Raw genomic sequence first — 18,983 nt, forward strand, 5'->3', positions numbered from 1 at the left:
GGAGGGGCTGCCTGGTCGGGGCGTGCCACTCCAGTAGCGCGGCGGACGATCGACGCGACGCGCCACTGGAGTGGCGCGCCCCCAGCCTTTTGAGGGCCATAAGCGACGGCCCTGCCCACGGGGGAAGGTGGAATCTTCGTCGCCATCAGTGCCCACCCAGGTAGGCCGCGCGCACCTCGTCGTTGGCCAGCAGGTCGCGCCCGGCGCCGCTCAGCGTGATGCGGCCGTTGACCATGACATAGCCGCGGTCGGCGAGATTGAGCGCACGGTGCGCGTTCTGCTCGACGAGGAATACAGTGACGTCCTCCTGCCGCGCGATCGAGCCGATGGTGTCGAAGATCTGCTTGACGATCAGCGGCGCCAGGCCGAGCGAGGGCTCGTCGAGCAGCAGCAGGCGCGGCCGGCTCATCAGCGCGCGACCGATCGCCAGCATCTGCTGCTCGCCACCCGACAGGGTGCCGCCTCGTTGCTCGCGCCGTTCCTTGAGCCGCGGGAAAAGCGCGAAGACACGCTCGATGTCCTGCGCGAAATGCGCCGGGTCGGCGAAGGTCGCGCCCATCTGCAGGTTCTCGTACACGCTCATGCGCGCGAAGATGCGCCGGCCCTCCGGCACCTGGGCCACGCCCGCGCGCACGATCTCGTGTGTCGGCAGCCCGATGATGTCGCGCTCCTCGAAGCGGATGCGCCCGGCCCGCGCACGCGGAGCGCCGCAGATGGTCATCAGCAGGGTCGACTTGCCCGCGCCGTTGGCGCCGATCAGCGTGACGATCTCGCCGCGCCGGACCTCGATGTCGACCCCGCGCAATGCCTGGATGGCACCGTAGAAGGTCTCGACGCCCTCGACGCGCAGCATGGGCTCAGCCATGTGCCGTCTCCTCCTCGCCGAGATAGGCGCGGATCACGGCGGGATCGGCGCGCACCTTGACAGGCGATCCGGCGGCGATGCCGCGGCCGTAGTCGAGCACGACGATGTGATCGGAGATCGACATGACGACGCTCATGTCGTGCTCGATCAGCAGAACGCCGACGCCGTCTTGATCACGGATCGAAACCAGCAGCGCGTTGAGCTCGGCCGATTCGCGGGCGTTGAGACCCGCCGCCGGCTCGTCGAGGCAGAGCAGCGCCGGATCGGTGCACATTGCGCGCGCGATCTCCAGGCGGCGCTGGCTGCCGTAGGGCAGTTCGCCCGCCGGCCGGTCGGCCTCGTGCAGCAGGCCGATGCGATCGAGCCAGCCGCGCGCCTTGTCGATCGCCGCGCGCTCGGCGGCGGCATAGCCGATGCCAAGGATGCCGAGCACGGTGTAGCCCGACGCACGCATCAGGCGGTTGTGCTGCGCCACCAGGAGGTTCTCGAGCACGCTCATCGCCGGGAACAGGCGGATGTTCTGGAAGGTGCGTGCCACGCGCGCGAGGCGGCCGATCTCGTGGCCGGACATGCGCTCGAGCAGGAACTCGCCGCCCTCGTGCGTCAGCGTCAGCCGGCCGACGGTCGGACGGTAGAAGCCCGTGATGCAATTGAACACCGTCGTCTTGCCGGCGCCGTTGGGGCCGATGATGGCGGTGATCTGACGCGGCTGGCCCTCGAACGAGACGTCGCTCACCGCCACCAGGCCGCCAAAGCGCATGGTGAGATGCTCGACGCGGATCAGCGGCGTGCTCACCGCCCCGCTCCGCCGGGATTGAGCCGCACCGTGGGGTCGCGATGGGCGATCAGTCCGCGCGGGCGGAACACCATGATCAGCACCATGGCGAGACCAAACGCCAGCATGCGGTACTGGCCGAGATCGCGGAACCATTCCGGCAAGCCGATCAGCAATATCGAGGCCAGCACGACGCCCAGCTGGCTGCCCATGCCGCCCAGTACGACGATGGCCAGGATGATCGCCGATTCGATGAAGACGAAGCTCTCGGGGCTGATGAAGCGCTGCTTGGTGGCGAAGAAGGAGCCGGCGATGCCGGCAAACATCGCGCCGATGGCGAAGGCGGTGAGCTTGGTGTTGGTGGGATTGATGCCCAGCGCCCGGCAGGCGATCTCGTCCTCGCGCAACGCTTCCCATGCTCGGCCCACCGGAAGTCGCCGCAGGCGCAATGTGACGAAGTTGGTGATCAACGCCAGGATCAGGATGAGGAAGTAGAGGAAGATCAGGCGGTGCTTGCCGTCGAACTCGATGCCGACCCACTCGTGGAAGGGCGTCTGGCCCGCGGGCGCGGTCTCGGCGAAGGGATGGCCGAACAGCGTCGCGCCGGGAATGCCGCCAATGCCCGCCGGACCTTCGGTGAAGTCGGTCCAGTTGAGGAGGACCAGGCGCACGATCTCGCCGAAGCCCAGGGTGACGATGGCAAGGTAGTCGCCGCGCAGGCGCAGCACCGGGAAGCCCAGCAGGATGCCGAAGAAGGCGGCCATGATCCCGGCCGCCGGCAGGCAGATCCAGAAGCTGAGCCCATGCTGCGTCGCCAGCAGGGCGTAGGCATAGGCGCCCACGGCGTAGAAGGCGACGTAGCCGAGGTCGAGCAGGCCGGCCAGGCCGACGACGATGTTCAGGCCCCAGCCCAGCATGACGTAGGTCAGGATGAGGATCGCGAGATCCATCACCTTCTGATCGGCGAACGGCAGGAACGGCAGGACGAGCGCGACCACGAAGAGCGCCGCGCCGAACCATGGAAAGGCGTGCTTCAGCGAACCGAGCACGACATCGGTGCCGCGCGCGATCTCCGTGGCGCCGCCCCGGGTGCTGCGCACGAGGCTCCAGCCGCCGCGCAGGATGAGCATGATGCCGGCGCCGACGAACACCACGGCGAGGAAGGTCGAAGGCGTCGGCGCGAACAGCCCTGCCAGCAGGGCCGCCATGCCCAGCCCGATCGCGCCCAGCGGCAGGTCCGCCGACAGGTTGAGACCCAACCGGCCGATGAAGATCGCGATGCAGGCGACCAGCACATCGATGATCTGGTAATCGAACTGCAGCCCGGCGACGCCGTGATCGGCGGTGCGGAAGCCGGCGACGAAGATGCCCAGCGCAAGCGCGACGCCTGCCGTGATCGCGGCGTCCTTCACGGCGAACGAGAGCGGCGCCATCTCAGACTTTCTCGATCTCGGGTTTGCCGAGCAGGCCGGTGGGTCGGAAGATCAGCACCATCACCAGCACGCCGAACACGGCGACGTCCTTGTACTCGCTGGAGAAGTAACCGGCCCAGAACACCTCGATGAGGCCTATCAGCAGCCCGCCCAGCATCGCGCCGGGCAGCGAGCCGATGCCGCCCAGCACGGCGGCGGTGAACGCCTTGATGCCGGCGAGGAAGCCGACGAAGAAGTCGGTCACGCCGTAGTACATCAGGAACATCACGCCGGCGACCGACGCCAGCGCCGCGCCCATGACGAAAGTCAGCGAGATGGTCCGGTCGACGTCGACGCCGAGCAGTGATGCCATCTTCCTGTCCTGCTCGCAGGCGCGCTGCTGGCGGCCCAGCGCCGTGCGGTTGATCATCATGGTGAAGCCGGTCAGCAGCGCGATGGTGACCACCACGATCACGATCTGCAGCCACGACACGCGCACGTCGAAGCCGTCGGCGCTGTACATGATGAATCCCCCCTGCACCAGGGAGACATGCGGCTTCGGGCGCGCGCCCTGCAGCAGCTGCACGTAGTTCTGCAGCGCGATCGACACGCCGATGGCAGAGATCAGCGGCGCCAGCCGGAAGGAGCCCCGCAACGGCCGGTAGGCCAAGCGCTCGATCGCCCAGCCATAGGCGGCGGTGAAGGCCATCGCCAGCAGCAGCACCAGGATGACCGCCAGCGGTGCCCAGCCGATGCCCAGCGTGACGCAGATGATGAAGCCGATCAGGGCAATGAAGCTGCCGATCATGAACACTTCGCCGTGCGCGAAGTTGATCATGCCGATGATGCCGTAGACCATCGTGTAGCCGATGGCGATCAGGCCGTAGATCGCGCCGAGGGTCAGCGCGTTGACAAGCTGCTGAAGGAAATACTCCATGCGCCCCCGTGTCTTGATTGTATCGATATAAACCCGATCAGCCGTCCGGGAGCAAGCGGCGACGGTTCACAGGTTGCGGACATTGCCGTCGTGAAGGTCGAACTCCTCCTGGTCGTCCACGTCGTGGATGTAGGTGACCTTGCGACCGCTGACCTCGACCTTGAAGCAATTCTCCTCCTCGTCCCGCAACTTGAGGCAGAGCTGGTTCTCCTCGTCGATGCGCCAGCGGCCCCGGTCGATGTCGGCGTCGACCTGCGAGACATAGGTGCCGTCGGGCGCGAAATAGTCGACGACCTCCGAGCCATCGATGGTCGCCGTCGTCGTGTTGCCGATCAGGCGTTCGATCGCGGCCCTGCCGGTGAGCCTGGCGCCGGCCGGAGGTGGCGGAGGAGCCGTCACCGTCGTGCCGGCATATGTCACGACCAGTCCCAGCGCCTTCATCGCCTCCTCGGCCTGGGCGATGGCGCCGAGGTCGGCAAATGTCACCGGCCGTTGCGGATTGAGGGTGATGCTGAGCGGCCCTTGCGTGCTCTGCCAGTCGCGCAGGAATGCCGCCACGGTGCGCGCCGCCGCCTGGGTCACCGGCCCTTCGCCGCCCAGCATCATCATCACCGCCTGCGCCAGTGTCTCGGCGTGCCGCTCGGGGGGCACGCCCTCCTCCGCCGCCAGCGCCCGGATCAACCGCGCCATCAGCGAGGCGTCGTGGATGACCAGCGAGGCGCTGCGCAGACTGGCCGCGCCGGCGGCCCGCCCGGGTGCATCGGTCACGTCGGGCGCGACTCCGTCGACCGTGATCGCCAGCGCCAGTCGCGCCAGGCCGCGAAGATCGATCTCCAGCTGCGCCAGTTCGAAGACCCGACTGGCCGGATCGAGCCGATAGGCGATGGCGATGTCCGCCCGTGCCGAGTCGGTGCCGAGGTACTTGCGCATCGCACCTTCGGGTGCCGCTTCGCCGTCGAGCGCGATGCCTTCGAAGCGGGCGCGCACAAAAAGCGGCGGCCTGTCACGGGCGATGCTGTTGAAATCGATCTCCTCGACGCTAACGCGTGCGATGCGCGTCGGCACCGGCTTCACCGGGATATTGCCCGGCTCGACCATGTCGGGTGGCGGCGTTACGACGACGTTCTCCAGCACGAAGCCGTTCGGGCCAAGCGATGAGCCGCTGGCGAAGCGGAACATGTCCACCTTGCCCTTGGCGACCAGCAGATCCTGGAACCGGCTGAAGCCGTCAGCCCAGGCGGCCGGAGCCCCGGTCAGCATCAAGAGGACAAGGATCGTCGGTCGTGCGAACCGCATGGCGAACCCCCAAGAATTGGCCCATCGTAGCACCAATCATGCCGCCTCTGTCGCGCCGTGCCCGTGTCTGTTAAGAGGGCCGCTGAACGTCACCTCCAACCGCAGAAAACAGCGAGATTCGCCATGTCGTCCGCCATCGCCAGCGCCGTGAAGGCCGCCAACGCCAAGGGCATCAAGGAGGGCGCCGCGCCGTTCGACTGGCAGGACCCATTCTTCCTCGACGAGCAGCTCAGCGAGGAAGAACGCGCCATTCGCGACGCCGCGCGCGACTATTGCCAGGACAGGCTGATGAGCCGGGTGCTCGAGGCTAACCGGCATGAGAAGTTCCACCGCGAGATCATGAACGAGATGGGCGCGCTGGGCCTGCTCGGCAGCACGCTGCCCGAGAAGTACGGCTGCGCCGGTTCCAGCTACACCGTCTATGGTCTGGTGGCGCGCGAGGTCGAGCGCGTCGATTCCGGCTACCGCTCGGCGATGAGCGTGCAGTCCTCGCTGGTCATGCACCCGATCTATGCCTACGGCACCGAGGAGCAGCGCATGAAGTACCTGCCCAGGCTCGCCACCGGCGAATGGGTGGGCTGCTTCGGCCTGACCGAGCCCGACCACGGCTCCGATCCCGGCAGCATGATCACCAGGGCGGCCAAGGTGCCGGGCGGCTACAGGCTCAACGGCGCCAAGATGTGGATCACCAACAGCCCGATCGCCGACGTCGCCGTGGTGTGGGCCAAGACCGAGGACGGCGCGATCCGCGGCTTCATCCTCGAGCGCGGCATGAAGGGCTTCGAGACGCCCAAGATCGAGGGAAAGTTCAGCCTGCGCGCCTCGGTCACCGGCTCCATCATGCTGAGCGACGTGATGGTGCCCGACGAGAACCTGCTGCCCAACGTCGCCGGGCTGGGCGGGCCGTTCGGCTGCCTCAACAATGCGCGCTACGGCATCGCCTGGGGGGCCATGGGCGCCGCCGAGTTCTGCTGGATGCGCGCCCGCGACTACACGGTGGAGCGCAAGCAGTTCGGCCGGCCGCTGGCCGCCAACCAGCTGATCCAGAAGAAGCTCGCCGACATGCAGACCGAGATCGCGCTGGGGCTGCAGGCGTGCCTGCGGGTCGGCCGGCTGAAGGACGAAGGCAAGGCCCAGCCGGAGATGATCTCCCTGATCAAGCGCAACAATTGCGGCAAGGCGCTCGACATCGCCCGCCAGGCGCGCGACATGCACGGCGGCAACGGCGTGTCGGACGAGTATCACGTCATCCGCCACGTCATGAACCTCGAGGCGGTCAACACCTACGAGGGCACGCACGACGTGCACGCCCTGATCCTCGGCCGGGCGATGACGGGAATGCAGTCGTTCACCGGGCGCTGAGGAACGCAGCGCGGCGATCCACGTTTCTCTCGACGGCGCCCACCGTAGCGGGCGCATCGGGAGAAACGCCGTGCCGCCAGAGCCGCGCAAGGGAATGCCCGACACCGCGCTGACGCGCGATGTCTTCGATCGCCGCTTCCGTGAACGCTTCATCGATCCGGCCTTCGACAAGCTGAAGAGCGAGATCGACCGTATTGCCGACGCCGCGTGGGACGCCTACAGCGACGGGCGCAAGGCGCCGCGCACGCGCAAGGCCGGCGCCGGATACGCCGATCCGGACTACGAGCTGAGCGACGACTGGCGCGCGGCGAAGTCTGCCGTTGAGGCCGCGCAGCGCCAACACGATGACCGCCAGGGCCCGCTGCGCATCTTGATGATCAACGGCTCGTCACGCAGCGAGCACACCTGCCCCGGGGAGATGTCCAAGAGCTGGCGGCTGCTGGAGATCGCGCGGGCCGTGCTGAGCCAGGCCGACGATGTCGAGATCGAGGTGCTCGACCTCAGTCGGTTGTCTTCCGAGTACGGCCTGCACATCCATCCCTGCAAGGCCTGCTTCTCGACCGCGGCGCCGCTCTGCCATTGGCCCTGCTCCTGCTATCCCAATCACGGACAGGGCCAGGTGCAGGACTGGATGGCCGAGATCTACACGATGTGGGTGCGCGCGCATGGCGTGATGATCGTGGCGCCGGTGCACTGGTACCAGGCGCCCTCGCCGCTGAAGCTGATGATGGATCGCATGGTCTGTGCCGATGGCGGCAATCCCGATCCAACGGCGAGCGGCGGCAAGGACGCGGGGCGCGCCAAGGCCCTGGAGCTGCAGGGTTGGCACTACCCGCGCCACCTCGAGGGACGCCTGTTCTCGCTGATCGTGCATGGCGACACCGAAGGCGCCGAGACCTTGCGCCGCATGCTGGCCGACTGGCTGACGTCGATGCACATGGCGCCGGCGGCCCCGGGCGCGGTGCTCGAGCGCTACATCGGCTACTTCAGGCCCTATGCCACCAGCCACGAGGATCTCGACGCCGACACCGACGTTCAGGAAGAGGTCCGCATCGCCGCGCGTACCCTGCTGGAGGCGCTGCGCCGCAAGCGCGACGGCAAGCTGCTGTCGACCGGGACGATGCACCAGGAGCGGAGGCCGAAATAACCGCGTCGTCCTGAGCGAAGCGAAAGACCTTGCGGTGGTGCGAACGGGCACATCGCATTGATCTGCCCGCGATACCGCTGGATCCTTCGCCTCGCTCAGGATGGCGAGGACCGATCAATCCTCCAGCCAGCGCTGGCAGCCGGTCTCGTTGAGGATCGCGCCGAGGCCGGGCGCGTCCTTCGCCGCGGCGTACTTGCGCTTGATCTCGGCCAGCGAGCGCGCGTGATACCTCTGTGTCTGCTGGGTGAAGGGCCGCCCTTCGAGCATCACAGTGAACTGCTCCTGGCCACCCTGCAGCGCCGCGGCATTGGCGTGCGACCAGGGCAGGTACAGACCGCACACTTCGGTGTCGAGCAGGCGGCCGATGCCCCATTTTAGCGACGACCAGTCGTCCCAGCCGCCCTCGACCCTGGGCTGCAGCATGCGCTCGATCCAGCGCCATGTGTTGGGATAGAGCTCGTCGATCAGCGCCCTGGGCGTCGGGTCGGTCCAGCACTCGTAAAGCTGGCCCCAGACGCCGAAATCGGCCAGCGCCGGCCGGTCGCCAAACAGGTACTTGCGGCCGACGAGATGCGCTTCCAGCGTGTCGAGGATGCGACGCAGGGAACCTTCGATGGTATCCTTGGTGCCTTCGTGCGAGCCGACGAAGCGCAGGCGCGGAATCATGCGGCCGCGCACGCCCTCCGCCGTCTGCGCGACGGCCGCCTCGTCCGAGCCGTCGGGGGCGATCTGCGCGGCGATGCGCTGCGAGGCCGAGGCGGCATCCGCCGCGTAGCTCCAGCGATAGTGGAACATCGACTTGTTGCCCCACTCGTCGGCGTACTCCTCGACCAGCTCGGACAGGAACCGCAGCGCCGGGTCGTCGGGATGGATCGACGGCTCGGGCATTCTCGCCTCGAGCTTCTCGATGATCGGCGTCGAGTCCTGCAGCGCCTCGCCCTCGGGCGTCACCAGCAGCGGAATCAGCGGCAGCTTGGCGTACTTCTGGAACTCCTCGGCGCTCTTGGGTCCGCGCGGGATCCACTCGTGCTCGATGCCCTTGAACCGCAGATAGGAGCGCACCTTCACGGAGTAGGGCGACAGCTCGGAGCCGAACAGGCGGTATCCGCTCACAGCCATTTGCGACGCCTCATCCAGAGAAACAGGCCGCCGACCATCATCACGACCGTGACCCAGAAGTAAAGATAGCCGTGTTTCCAGCCCAGCTCGGGCATGTTGCCGATACCGGTCTCGAAGTTCATGCCGTAGACGCCGGCGAGGAAGCTGAGCGGCATGAAGAACACGGTGACGATGGCCAGCGTCTTCATCACCTCGCTGGTGCGGTTCGAGGTCTCCATCAGGTGGAGCTCCATCAGGCCGCCGGCCATGTCGCGGTAGCTTTCGACCAGTTCCTGCACCGTCACGGTGTGGTCGAGGCAGTCGCGCAGGTAGGTGCGCGTCTCGGGCTTGATGAACGGCGTGTCCGGCCGCATCAGCGCCAGCACGGTCTCGCGCTCGGCCCATTGGACGCGGTGGAAGCCGACCAGCGCGCGCCGCGCCGCGTGGATGTCCTGCGCGGTCTCGCGCGTGGATCGCGGCCCCATCGACAGCTCCTCGAGCTCCTCCAGCCGCTCGCTCAGCCGCGCCAGCAACGGGAACTTGCGGTCGATCACGAGATCGACCAGGGCATAGACGAGGTAGTCGGTGCCGAACTGGCGCAGGCGCGAGCCATCCTGCTGGATACGCTCGCGCACCGGCCTGAAGATGTCTTCCTTGTGCTCGTGGAAGCTGATCACGTAGTTGTCGCCGAAGAAGATGCTGACCTGCCGGCTCTTGAACACATCGTCGACGATCACCGGATCGTTGAGCACGACGAAGCCCTGCCTGTCGTAGATCTCCAGCTTGGGCCGCTGGGTGCCGTGGAACACGTCCTCCAGCGCCAGCGGATGCAGATGAAAGGCCTGGCCCAGCGAGCGCAGCATCTCGGCGCCGGCGTGGCCGGCGACGTCGATCCAGGTGCGGCCCGGCGTGGTGAGGTGGAAGCTGCATTCCGCCACCTCGACCTCGTTGTAGACCTCCCAACCTTCTTGCGTGTACTCGGTCAGCGTGAAGGTCAGCGCCTCGTCCGGCATGGGCTCGCGCCCGACCAGCATGCCCGGCGAGGTGCCGGGCTTGGCGCGGCGGATGAGCCCGTCGAACATGGCGGCTCCGTCGGCTAGAAATCGATCTCCGGCATGCGCTTCACTTCCGGCGGCTTGGCCAGGTAGTCGCCGAGCTTGCGACCCAGCTCCTTGAAGTGCGGCGCCGCGCGATGCGCCGCCAGCGCCGCCTCGTCGTCGTAGCGCTCGAGGAAGACGTAGACATTGGCGTCGTCGGTGCGATGCAGCGCGTAGAGCTTGTTGCCCGGCTCGTTGGCGCGCACGGCCCTGGCCAGCTGGCCGACGACCGCCTCGAAATCGGCGTTGGTGCCGGGCTTGATGGTAAGGGTCGCGATCACGCCGATCATGCTGTCCTCCTCATGGTCCTGTTGTGCTTCAACACGATGACACGGGCCTGATCAAGCCTTGGCCGCCGGCGTCGTGGTCTCCAGCCCGCCGACATAGAAGCGGTTCCAGGTCGGCGACACGACCATCTCGTTGATGCACACGCGGGGCGGCAGGCTGGCGAGGAACAGGATGGTCCTGCCGAGATCCTCCTCCTGCAGCATGCGGTCGAGCTCGACCTGCGGCGGCTTCACCGGCCGTCGCTCCATGATCGGCGTCGCCGCCTCGCCGGGGCACAGGCTGCAGGCGCGGATGCCGAACCTGCCCTGCTCGGCGTTGATCGATTCGCTGAGGAACCGCGCGCCGGCCTTGCTCGCGGTGTAGCTCGGCCCGCCCAGCGGCGAGACATGGCGACCGAGCCAGCTGGCGACGTTGACGATCAGCCCGCCGCCCTGCGCGCGCATGGTCGGGATCACCGCGTGGCAGCAGTAGAAGGTGCCGTCGAGATTGATCGCGCGCACCTGCTCCCAGCCCTCGGTGTCGACCGTGCCCCAGGCGCGGGTCGGAATGTTGATGCCGGCGCTGTTGACCAGGATATCGATGCGGCCCTGCGCCTTGACGATGCGCGCGGCGACATCGGCCACCGTCTTCTTGTCGGCGACATCGAGCAGCTCGATCGCATACGAGCCGCCGGCCCGCTTCACCAGCGCCGCGGTTTCCTCCAGCGTCTTCGCCGTGCGGCCCGAAAGCGTGACATGCGCGCCCTCGCGCGCCAGCTCGATCGCGCCCGACCGGCCGATGCCGGTGCCCGCGCCGGTGATCCACGCCACCTTGCCGTCGAGAATGCCCATGATCCGCTCCTAGGCCGGTCGCTTGCGCACGAGGTACTTGTGCTCGCCGTCCATCACGAGGTCGCCCTTCTCGTTGTGCACGGTGATCCTGCACACCACGACGCCGGTCGTGCGATTGGGCTTGAGCCCGGTGATCTCCATCATCGGAAACAGCGTGTCGCCGACATAGACCGGCTTGAGGAAGCGCGAGGATTGCTCGATGAAGCCGATCAGTGAATCGCCCAGTACATGCGGGAAGATGCCGCCGCCGGCCGCCGCCTGGATCGCCACCTGCAGGCCATGCGCGAGCATGTCGCGATGGCCGCGCGCCTGGCAGTAGACGCGGTCGTAGTGGATCGGATGGTTGTCGCCGCTGGCCAACTGGAAGGCGGCGAACAGCGCCTCGGTCTGGGTGCGCGAGTTGATGTAGAAGCGCTGCCCGAGCTTGAGGTCCTCGAAGTAGTGCGCCGGCCCGAAGCTGTGCTTCGCCGGGTCGAACCGCTCAGCGGTTTCGTGCGCTTGCGCCACGTGGTCCCCCGTCTAGGATGCGCCGCAAAATCGCCGCGGATGCTACGGGAGGGACCCCATGCGCGCCATGCAAATCGTCGAGTTCGGCAAGCCGCTGAAGCTGAACAGCTACGACGATCCCAAGCCCTCGGGTTCCGAGGTGCTGGTGAAGATCGTCTCGAGCGGCGTGTGTCATTCCGACCTGCATATCTGGGAAGGCTTCTTCGACATCGGCGGCGGCCAGAAGCTGGAGATGGCGGCGCGCGGCCTGAAGCTGCCCTTCACGCTGGGCCACGAGATCGCCGGCGAGGTCGTGGCCGTCGGTCCCGACGTGAAGGACGTGAAGCCGGGCAGCCGCTACGTCGTCTTCCCGTGGATCGGCTGCGGCACCTGCGCCGCCTGCCAGGCCGGCGAGGAACTGCTGTGCCCGACGCCGCGCACGTTGGGCACGCGGCGCGACGGCGGCTACGCCACGCACGTGATCGTGCCGCATGCCAGGTACCTGGTCGATCCCGGCAATTCGCCGATCGATCTGGCGTGCACCTACGCCTGCTCCGGCCTCACCGCCTACAGCGCGATCCGCAAGACCGAGACGGTGAAGAACCGCAAGCGCCTGCTGCTGGTCGGCGCCGGCGGCGTCGGGCTCGCAGGCCTAGAGGTCGCCAAGGCGATCTTCGACGGCGAGATCGTGGTGGCCGACATCGACGACAGCAAGCTCGCGGTGGCGAAGAAGCACGGTGCGCACCACACGGTGAATCCCAAGGCCGATGGCGCGGTGCAGAAGCTGGTGCAGGAGACCGGCGGCGGCGTCGACGCGGCCATCGACTTCGTCGGCGCCGCGGCCTCGTTCCGCTTCGCCTTCGACTCGATACGCAGAGGCGGCAAGGTGGTGATCGTCGGCCTGTTCGGCGGCGACGCGCCCTTCGCGCCCATCGCCATGCCGTTCAAGATGGCGGCGATCGAAGGCTCCTATGTCGGCAACCTGCAAGAGCTGCAGGAGCTGATGAAGCTGGTGCGCGAGGGCCGCGTTCAGCCCCTGCCCTACTCCACCCGTCCCCTCGAAGCGGCTTACGATGTGCTGGAAGAGCTCAAGGCCGGCAAGGTCGTCGGCCGCGTGGTACTGACGCCGTAGTAGTCATGCTGTCGACATCCTGACGCGCGCAGAAGTGAACTGTCGCGGCGTCGCGTTGCCGCGTCGGCGCCGCATATCACCTCTTGCCTGTGTGCTCCACCGACAGGAGGTCCCCGATGAACCAGGATCAGCCCCGCCGTGATCTTTTGGCAGCAACTGGCGCCCTCGCGGCAATCGGCGCGATCGGCCTGACCTCGGCCGCGCGCGCGCAGCCGGCAACGCCGAAGGTCGAGTACGCGATCAGGAAGCTGCCCTTCGCACCGGACTCTATCGCTGGCCTGTCCGAGAAGCTGCTCGTCAGCCACCACCAGAACAACTACAGCGGCGCGGTGAAGCGCCTGAACGCGATCACGGCGCAGCTCGGTACCCTCGATATGGCAACGGCGCCGACCTTCGTGCTCAACGGACTGAAGCGCGAGGAGCTCCTAGCTGCCAACTCGATGATCCTGCACGAGCTATACTTCGAAATGCTGGGCGGTACCGGAGATCCTCAAGGCGCGCTGGCCCAGGCGATGATCCGCGACTTCGGCAGCGTTGCGCGCTGGAAGACCGAGTTCTCGAGTATCGGAAAGGCGCTGGGCGGCGGCTCGGGCTGGGTGCTGCTGAGCTATTCGCCGCGCGATCGTCGCCTGGTGACCAGCTGGGCGGCCGATCACACCATGAGTCTGGCGGACGGGCGACCGCTGCTGGCGCTCGACATGTACGAGCACGCCTATCACATGGACTACGGTGCGCGCGCGGCCGCCTATGTCGACACCTACATGCGGACCATCCGGTGGGACCGTGTCGGCGTACTGTTCGAGCGGGCGACTCGCGACGGCTAGACTCAGCTCAGCCGATCGCCAGGCGCGTGCCGGCACCCTGGGCAAGAGCACGGCGATAGATGCCGGCCGCGGCGGCGACGTCCTGCAGGCCGAGGCCGGTGCTGTCGAACAGCGTGATCTGCCCGTCGTCGGTTCGTCCGGACTTCCGTGCGGCGACAATCTCCGCCAGGGTAGCGTGCACGGTCTCGCGCGTGACCGCACCCGCCGCCATGGCGTGATGCAAGTCGCCGATCTCGGCACACTGCTCTAACGAGTCGACGACTGCGCGCGCGGCCGCGTAGAGCCGCGGGTGGATCTCGCTCTTGTCGTGGTTGTCGGCGCCGATGGCGGCGACGAAGGTGCCCGGCCGCACCAGTTCCGTGGTCAGGAACGGGGTGCGAGCCGAAGTGCAGGTGACGATGACGTCGCTGTCGCGGGCGACGGCGAGATCAGGGCTCGGGCGTACCTCGAGCTTCAGCCGCGCAGCGAGCTCGCGCGCCAGCCTGTCGGCGGCGTCGGACCGGATGTCCCAGATGTGGATCGTGTCGAGACGCAGCGCGGCCGAAATGGCGATCGCCTGGATGCGGCCCTGCACGCCGGCGCCGCAGATGGTGGCAATCTTCGAGTCCGGCCGCGCCAGGTGACGGGCCGCGAGCGTGGTCGCCGCCCCCGTCCGATTGATGGTGACCTCGATCGAATCCATCAGTGCCAGCGGCCGCCCGTTGCTCGCGTCGGCGAGATAGATCACGCCCTGCACGGTAGGCAGGCCAGTTGCGGCGGGATTGCCGGGATAATTGCCGTTGAGCTTGATGGCGACGACGGGTGGATCGCCCGTCAGCAATGCCGCGCCCTTGGCATGGTACGAGCCGCCCGGCACCTGGAACCCTGCGGCTGGCGGTGCCAATGCCGCGCCGCCGACGGCGGCCCGAAAGCCCGCTTCGACGGCATCGACGTAGTCGCCGTAGGTCATGAGCCGGGCGATATCGGCACGCGACAGGACGAGCAGGGTCGACATCTCAGTACCTCGGGCGATGCTCGGCGACCCAGCTGCGGGCGTGCTCGACCGGCTTGCCGATGAAGGGCGCCACCATGGCGCGGACCTGCACGACGCTGGGCAGCGCGCTCATACGCGCCAGCCAGGCGAGGATGCGCGGCCGGGTCGACAGCAGGCCCGGGCCTTCGGGCGTCAGGCTGAGCGAGGTCATGGTGGGCAGCATGAAGAAATCCGCGAGAGTCGGTCGCTCCTCGATCAGGAACGCACGTTCGTGCGCCAGCTCGCGCTCCAGGACGTCGAGGCCAGCCGCGATCCTGGGCAGGGCGGCAGCAACGACCTTCTCGTCGGGGGCGATGCCCAGCGCCGGGTAGATCAGTCGCTCATGCGCCAGGTGATAGGCGACGTATGGGTAGTAGTAGCTGTTGAGCGCGCTGATCCACTGGTTCATGCGCGCCCGCTCGCGCACGCCGGCCGGCTGCAGGCTGGGACCGTAGAACGCGTCGTCGACATAGGTCGCGATGGCGGCAGTCTCGTAGAGCCGGAAGCCGTCGTGGTCGAGAATCGGCACACGGTTGAACGGATGCAGCGCGAGATGGTCCGGCTTGCCCATCTCGGGCTCGAGGTCGTGGAAGTCGAAGGCCACGCCTTTGTGCGTCAGCACGAGACGCACGATGTTGACGTAGGTGCTGACGGGAAAGCCGTAGACGGTCACGCCGGTCACGGTCGCCTCCTATGCGTCGTCGATGCGGTAGACCGCCGCGCGATGCGTGCGCGGCAGGAACGCGCAGAGCCAGTCGCCTGATGGCGACAGCGCCGTGGTGTGCGCTCCGTGCTCCGTCTCGATCGTCGCCATCTTCTGCAGCGGCGACGTCGCGAATACGTCGATCACGCCCGGATCGCCGACCGCGACATAGAGCTGACGGCGTCGGCGGTTGAACCAGACGACGTCGGGCGCACCGCTCAGCCTCTTCTCGTCGAGCACCCCGCCTGAGCGCGCGTCGAACGTCACCAGCACGCCGGCGTCGCAGGCACAGAACAGCCGCTGCGTCTCGAGATCGATATCGAGGCCGTGCGCGCCGGCGTGCGGAACAGCAATCGTGCGCGCGATGCGGTCAGGCCGGCGCGCATCGATGACGACAATCTGGGAAGGTTCGGCGATGTTGACGTAGAACAGCCCGGTTGTCGGATCGAACACCGTCCAGCGCGTACGGCCGGGCACCGCGATCTCGCGCCGCACGGAGTCGCCGCCCAGCCAGACCATCGAGACCGTGTGTGTGCCCGGTGTCGCCTCGTCGCCGACATTGGCCGCGAGGACGAGCCGGCGGCTGTGGTCGTATGCCAGGCCGTTGGGTCGCACGCCTACCCCCAGGCGACGCACCACGGGCTCGCGCCCGGGGACGAACACGCCGATCGTGTCGGCGCCGCGATTCGACGAGAGGACGATCTGCCCCTCCTCGCTGACCAGCGCGCCGGCTGCGCCAGGCAGGTCGGGGATCGAATAAAGATACTCGCGGCGCAGCGGATCGAGGACGTCGATGGCGTCATTCGCGGTGTGCGCGACGTAGACGTGACCGCTCGCGGCGTGCACCGCGGCGTGGTCGAAGCCGCCCCTGCCCTTGTGCGGCGGCAGATCGACATGGCCGACGAGGTTTAGCACGCTCATGGCGACCCTCCGGACGGACTGCGGGTGCGCAGCTGAAAGGCGATCGCGACAATCGCGCCAGCCACCGCGAGGCCCAGCGCGGTCACGATGGCGAGGCCGGTCACGCCGCTTTCGGTGGCGTTGATCACGATCCAGCCGCCGACCGCGAGAAACACCGCGCGACTGACGACGGCGACCAGCGGCCAGAATGTCTGGCCCATGGCCTGGAAGGCCTGGGTCAGCGTGTTGGTGCCGATGAAGGCGTAGCCAAGCGCGGCGACACAGAGATAAGCGGCAGCCGGTGCGGCGATGTTGGCATCCGTGGTGAACAGCGAGATCCACAGCCCAGGCCACAGGATCGCCAGCACCCCGACAATGCCCGTCGCCGCTACCGCCAGCCCCGCGGCAATCCAGGCGATGCGCAAGGCGCGCGCCGTCTGGCCGGCACCGATATTGGTGCCGACCATTGCCACGACGGTCGCGCCCAGCCCGAACACCAACGGGTACATCAGGTACTCGAGACGCACCGCCGCACCCACGCCAGCGAGCGTCGCCACACCCAGCGCGCCGGCATAGCTGGTCAGCAGTGCGAGCGAGACATTGTTGAGAATCGGCTGCAGCGACAGCGGCGCGCCGGTGCGAAGAATGTCGCGGAACAGCCGGCCGCTCAGTGTCACGCTGCGCAGGGTCAGGCGTATCGGTGCCCGCCCCGATGCCAGGTACGCCGCGAGGAACAACGACGACGCAGTGAACGAGAACACCGTCGCGATGCCCGCACCGGCAATGCCCAGGGCCGGCACCGGCCCCCAGCCGAACACGAGCAGCGGCACCAGGCCGATGTGCAGAATCTCGGCCGCGATATAGACCCAGGCCAGCACACCCACTTGCCCCGTGCCGCGCACCACGCTGGTGAGCGCGCTCAGCAGCCAGTACGCGAATGCGCCGGCGAAGATGACGTTGGAGTAGTCGAGAGCCGCCACGAGGATCGCGCCACTTCCACCCAGCGCGCGATAGATCGCGGGACCGGCGGCCAGGAACACGGCGCTGAACAGGACCGCGACCGCGAGAGCGATAATTAGACCGTGCACCGCAAGCGCTGCGGCTTCCTCGCGCCGGCCCGCGCCGATCGCGCGCGCGACGGCCGAGGCCATCGCGCCGCCCATGCTGAAGTTCGCCGTCTGCTGCATCAGCATCAGCAGCGGAAAGACAAGCGCCAGACCGGCCAGCGCGTCTGCGCCGAGCCGGCCGATGAAGTGCGCGTCGACCGTCGTGGTGACGGTGATGAGCACGACATTGACCACGAGGTTGGGCACCGACAGCCGCAGCAACGTCGGCACGATCGGTCCCTCAAGCAGCAGGCGCGTGCGCGCTGCCGCCGCCGGCACGGCTGCCGGCTGCGTCGCGGCCATGCTCATCACGGCCTCACATCTTCGGCGGCCAGTTGTGGGTCTCGCCCGTCAGGCTGCGGCACCACGCATAGAGCGCGTCGTACATCACCATGCCGTGCTTCAGCATCTCGTGGTCGTCCTGGCAGATGTGACCCAGGCCGAGCGAGATCGCGAACAGGCCGGCCGATTGCGGCGTCAGGTCGAGTCGCGAGGTGTCGGCACCGCGCACGATGTCGGCCAGGCGATCAAGGCCCGGCGCATCGAGCCGGTATTCGGCGATGAAGGCGTCGAAGCTGCACTTCTCCCCGACATGGCTGAACTTCACGCCGGGGATGTCGTAGGGCTCGGCCCCGGTCTCCTTGGCCACGGCGAGCACGCGCTCGGGCGGCACGTAGAGAAACTCCGGCTGCTTGTCGATGAAATGCGTGATCAGCCACGGACAGGCGATGCGGTCGATCTTGGGACGCTCGCGGGTAACCCACTTCATGGTGTGTCTCCTTCCTGATGCGGTTCCGTCGGCATGCCGTCGGCGCGCCACGCGCCGATGCCGCCGGCGATGGTGACGGCGTCGAGGCCCTGCTCGCGCAGCTTGGCGGCGCAATCGCCGCCGATCTCGAAGCCCCAGGCGCAGTAGACCAGCGCCTTGGCGCCCTTGGGCAGCGTGGGCACGACCGCCTCCACCTGGCCGGGCGGTACGCGGCGCGCGCCGCGCAGGCGCACCGGCACGAGCGTGGCGTCGTCGGACTGGCGCGCGTCGATCACCAACAGGTCGGGATTGGCCTCGAGCAGCGCGCGAGCGGCTGCCGTGTCGATGGCGTGCGCCCTCGTCTCGGCATGTCTCCCCATGAATCTATCGGCGACACGCTGCCAGGAGAGATTGGCCATGAAGGCATTGACATAGGCGCCGACATTGGCGCCGAAGTCGATGTGATAGGAATGCTCGTACATATCGAGCGCCAGGATCGGCGAGCCGCCCGCGAGGCTGTGCGTGTGATCCGCTGCCCAGACGTTCATCAGCCGCCCGTCGCGCGGCGAGCGCGTCAGCAACACCCAGCCCGAGCCACCGCCCAGCGCCTTGCCCATGGCGACGAACTCCGCGCGCCATCGGCCGACGGACCCGAAGTCACGCTCGATGGCCCGCGCCAGCTCGCCATCAGGGTCGCCACCCGGTCCGCCCAGTGCCTCGAAGTAGAGCTCGTGCAGGAGCATCGAGTTGGTGGCGATCAGCTCCTCGCGCTTCAATCCGTTCAGCCGAAAGCCGGGCGCACTCGTTGGATCGAGAACGGCCAACTCGCTGCGGATCGCGTTCAGGCGCCGCACCGCGCCGCCGTAGTTGTTCTCGTAGTGGCTGGTGATCAGCCGCCAGCTCATTCCGTTCAGACGCGCCGGCTTGAAGGAAATCGGTCGAGCGTACAAAGGCATGGTCGCTCC

The 18,983-nt window shown here is 67.6% G+C and carries 20 protein-coding genes; 4 read left to right on the forward strand and 16 right to left on the reverse strand.

The genetic code is table 11. The annotated features are described in order from the left end of the window. Positions 1 to 145 precede the first annotated feature (145 nt). The 5 genes from KF889_25980 to KF889_26000 all read right to left on the reverse strand — a co-directional run bounded on the left by KF889_25980 (position 146) and on the right by KF889_26000 (position 5,285). Positions 146 to 865 carry an ABC transporter ATP-binding protein gene (locus tag KF889_25980; protein MBX3502909.1) on the reverse strand — a complete coding sequence of 240 codons (720 nt, stop codon included), beginning with the start codon at positions 863 to 865 and terminating at the stop codon, positions 146 to 148. Then, positions 858 to 1,661, reverse strand: a complete 804-nt coding sequence (locus KF889_25985) for an ATP-binding cassette domain-containing protein (protein ID MBX3502910.1) — start codon at positions 1,659 to 1,661, stop codon at positions 858 to 860. Before KF889_25985 ends, KF889_25980 begins: the two co-directional genes overlap by 8 nt. Further along, positions 1,658 to 3,073 carry a high-affinity branched-chain amino acid ABC transporter permease LivM gene (gene livM / locus KF889_25990; GenBank protein ID MBX3502911.1) on the reverse strand — a complete coding sequence of 472 codons (1,416 nt, stop codon included), beginning with the start codon at positions 3,071 to 3,073 and terminating at the stop codon, positions 1,658 to 1,660. Before livM ends, KF889_25985 begins: the two co-directional genes overlap by 4 nt. 1 nt (position 3,074) lies before the next feature. After that, on the reverse strand, positions 3,075 to 3,989 hold the full coding sequence (locus KF889_25995; GenBank protein MBX3502912.1) for a branched-chain amino acid ABC transporter permease LivH: 915 nt from the start codon (positions 3,987 to 3,989) through the stop codon (positions 3,075 to 3,077). A 66-nt stretch (positions 3,990 to 4,055) separates the two neighbouring features. Next, positions 4,056 to 5,285 (reverse strand): hypothetical protein, encoded by a 1,230-nt coding sequence (locus KF889_26000; protein MBX3502913.1) that lies wholly within the window; start codon positions 5,283 to 5,285, stop codon positions 4,056 to 4,058. A 123-nt stretch (positions 5,286 to 5,408) separates the two neighbouring features. Here KF889_26000 and KF889_26005 point away from each other — a divergent pair, with 123 nt between their 5' ends. Continuing rightward, a complete protein-coding gene (locus KF889_26005) occupies positions 5,409 to 6,647 on the forward strand; it encodes an acyl-CoA dehydrogenase (protein ID MBX3502914.1) in 1,239 nt (412 codons plus the stop codon). 94 nt (positions 6,648 to 6,741) lie between these two features. Next, a complete protein-coding gene (locus tag KF889_26010) occupies positions 6,742 to 7,794 on the forward strand; it encodes a flavodoxin family protein (GenBank protein ID MBX3502915.1) in 1,053 nt (350 codons plus the stop codon). 114 nt (positions 7,795 to 7,908) lie between these two features. Here KF889_26010 and KF889_26015 read toward each other — a convergent pair whose 3' ends face one another. The 5 genes from KF889_26015 to KF889_26035 are packed head-to-tail and all read right to left on the reverse strand — an operon-like array spanning position 7,909 to position 11,614. Beyond that, positions 7,909 to 8,913 carry a glutathione S-transferase family protein gene (locus tag KF889_26015; protein MBX3502916.1) on the reverse strand — a complete coding sequence of 335 codons (1,005 nt, stop codon included), beginning with the start codon at positions 8,911 to 8,913 and terminating at the stop codon, positions 7,909 to 7,911. Beyond that, the gene (corA, locus tag KF889_26020) at positions 8,904 to 9,974 is read right to left on the reverse strand and encodes a magnesium/cobalt transporter CorA (protein MBX3502917.1); all 1,071 of its coding nucleotides are present in this window, start codon (positions 9,972 to 9,974) and stop codon (positions 8,904 to 8,906) included. The genes KF889_26015 and corA overlap by 10 nt, the downstream gene beginning before the upstream one ends. Positions 9,975 to 9,988: 14 nt before the next feature. Further along, on the reverse strand, positions 9,989 to 10,279 hold the full coding sequence (locus KF889_26025) for an antibiotic biosynthesis monooxygenase (GenBank protein ID MBX3502918.1): 291 nt from the start codon (positions 10,277 to 10,279) through the stop codon (positions 9,989 to 9,991). A gap of 51 nt (positions 10,280 to 10,330) precedes the next feature. Continuing rightward, entirely contained in the window at positions 10,331 to 11,101 is a 771-nt protein-coding gene (locus tag KF889_26030) for an SDR family oxidoreductase (protein MBX3502919.1), read from the reverse strand. A gap of 15 nt (positions 11,102 to 11,116) precedes the next feature. Then, complete coding sequence (locus KF889_26035) at positions 11,117 to 11,614, reverse strand: MaoC family dehydratase (protein MBX3502920.1); 498 nt, start codon at positions 11,612 to 11,614, stop codon at positions 11,117 to 11,119. Between the two features lie 58 nt (positions 11,615 to 11,672). On the opposite strand from KF889_26035, the gene KF889_26040 reads away from it, so the two are divergent. Both KF889_26040 and KF889_26045 read left to right on the forward strand, forming a co-directional pair. Beyond that, entirely contained in the window at positions 11,673 to 12,725 is a 1,053-nt protein-coding gene (locus tag KF889_26040) for an alcohol dehydrogenase catalytic domain-containing protein (protein ID MBX3502921.1), read from the forward strand. 116 nt (positions 12,726 to 12,841) lie between these two features. Then, positions 12,842 to 13,549 carry a superoxide dismutase gene (locus KF889_26045; GenBank protein MBX3502922.1) on the forward strand — a complete coding sequence of 236 codons (708 nt, stop codon included), beginning with the start codon at positions 12,842 to 12,844 and terminating at the stop codon, positions 13,547 to 13,549. Between the two features lie 7 nt (positions 13,550 to 13,556). Here KF889_26045 and KF889_26050 read toward each other — a convergent pair whose 3' ends face one another. From KF889_26050 to KF889_26075, 6 genes are read right to left on the reverse strand one after another with little or no spacing between them, the layout of a single operon-like run. After that, positions 13,557 to 14,543, reverse strand: a complete 987-nt coding sequence (locus KF889_26050; GenBank protein ID MBX3502923.1) for an ornithine cyclodeaminase family protein — start codon at positions 14,541 to 14,543, stop codon at positions 13,557 to 13,559. Position 14,544: 1 nt separating this feature from the next. Beyond that, positions 14,545 to 15,243 (reverse strand): glutathione S-transferase family protein, encoded by a 699-nt coding sequence (locus tag KF889_26055; GenBank protein ID MBX3502924.1) that lies wholly within the window; start codon positions 15,241 to 15,243, stop codon positions 14,545 to 14,547. Between the two features lie 9 nt (positions 15,244 to 15,252). Continuing rightward, positions 15,253 to 16,185, reverse strand: a complete 933-nt coding sequence (locus KF889_26060; protein ID MBX3502925.1) for a hypothetical protein — start codon at positions 16,183 to 16,185, stop codon at positions 15,253 to 15,255. Next, positions 16,182 to 17,579 carry an MATE family efflux transporter gene (locus tag KF889_26065; GenBank protein MBX3502926.1) on the reverse strand — a complete coding sequence of 466 codons (1,398 nt, stop codon included), beginning with the start codon at positions 17,577 to 17,579 and terminating at the stop codon, positions 16,182 to 16,184. The genes KF889_26060 and KF889_26065 overlap by 4 nt, the downstream gene beginning before the upstream one ends. Positions 17,580 to 17,586: 7 nt before the next feature. Then, a complete protein-coding gene (locus KF889_26070; protein ID MBX3502927.1) occupies positions 17,587 to 18,039 on the reverse strand; it encodes a chromate resistance protein in 453 nt (150 codons plus the stop codon). Then, positions 18,036 to 18,974, reverse strand: a complete 939-nt coding sequence (locus KF889_26075; GenBank protein ID MBX3502928.1) for a superoxide dismutase — start codon at positions 18,972 to 18,974, stop codon at positions 18,036 to 18,038. The genes KF889_26070 and KF889_26075 overlap by 4 nt, the downstream gene beginning before the upstream one ends. Positions 18,975 to 18,983 lie beyond the last annotated feature (9 nt).

Source organism: Alphaproteobacteria bacterium, assembly GCA_019635875.1.
In the GTDB taxonomy this organism is placed as follows: Bacteria; Pseudomonadota; Alphaproteobacteria; order Reyranellales; family Reyranellaceae; genus JAFAZJ01.

What these genes read in the sequence shown, in the direction of transcription:
- KF889_25980 (MBX3502909.1), bottom strand. Translation starts at nt 865, where the DNA reads ATGGCTGAGCCCATGCTGCGCGTCGAGGGCGTCGAGACCTTCTACGGT.
- livM (MBX3502911.1), bottom strand. Translation starts at nt 3,073, where the DNA reads ATGGCGCCGCTCTCGTTCGCCGTGAAGGACGCCGCGATCACGGCAGGC.
- KF889_25995 (MBX3502912.1), bottom strand. Translation starts at nt 3,989, where the DNA reads ATGGAGTATTTCCTTCAGCAGCTTGTCAACGCGCTGACCCTCGGCGCG.
- KF889_26000 (MBX3502913.1), bottom strand. Translation starts at nt 5,285, where the DNA reads ATGCGGTTCGCACGACCGACGATCCTTGTCCTCTTGATGCTGACCGGG.
- KF889_26005 (MBX3502914.1), top strand. Translation starts at nt 5,409, where the DNA reads ATGTCGTCCGCCATCGCCAGCGCCGTGAAGGCCGCCAACGCCAAGGGC.
- KF889_26010 (MBX3502915.1), top strand. Translation starts at nt 6,742, where the DNA reads ATGCCCGACACCGCGCTGACGCGCGATGTCTTCGATCGCCGCTTCCGT.
- KF889_26015 (MBX3502916.1), bottom strand. Translation starts at nt 8,913, where the DNA reads ATGGCTGTGAGCGGATACCGCCTGTTCGGCTCCGAGCTGTCGCCCTAC.
- corA (MBX3502917.1), bottom strand. Translation starts at nt 9,974, where the DNA reads ATGTTCGACGGGCTCATCCGCCGCGCCAAGCCCGGCACCTCGCCGGGC.
- KF889_26025 (MBX3502918.1), bottom strand. Translation starts at nt 10,279, where the DNA reads ATGATCGGCGTGATCGCGACCCTTACCATCAAGCCCGGCACCAACGCC.
- KF889_26040 (MBX3502921.1), top strand. Translation starts at nt 11,673, where the DNA reads ATGCGCGCCATGCAAATCGTCGAGTTCGGCAAGCCGCTGAAGCTGAAC.
- KF889_26045 (MBX3502922.1), top strand. Translation starts at nt 12,842, where the DNA reads ATGAACCAGGATCAGCCCCGCCGTGATCTTTTGGCAGCAACTGGCGCC.
- KF889_26050 (MBX3502923.1), bottom strand. Translation starts at nt 14,543, where the DNA reads ATGTCGACCCTGCTCGTCCTGTCGCGTGCCGATATCGCCCGGCTCATG.
- KF889_26060 (MBX3502925.1), bottom strand. Translation starts at nt 16,185, where the DNA reads ATGAGCGTGCTAAACCTCGTCGGCCATGTCGATCTGCCGCCGCACAAG.
- KF889_26065 (MBX3502926.1), bottom strand. Translation starts at nt 17,579, where the DNA reads ATGAGCATGGCCGCGACGCAGCCGGCAGCCGTGCCGGCGGCGGCAGCG.
- KF889_26070 (MBX3502927.1), bottom strand. Translation starts at nt 18,039, where the DNA reads ATGAAGTGGGTTACCCGCGAGCGTCCCAAGATCGACCGCATCGCCTGT.
- KF889_26075 (MBX3502928.1), bottom strand. Translation starts at nt 18,974, where the DNA reads ATGCCTTTGTACGCTCGACCGATTTCCTTCAAGCCGGCGCGTCTGAAC.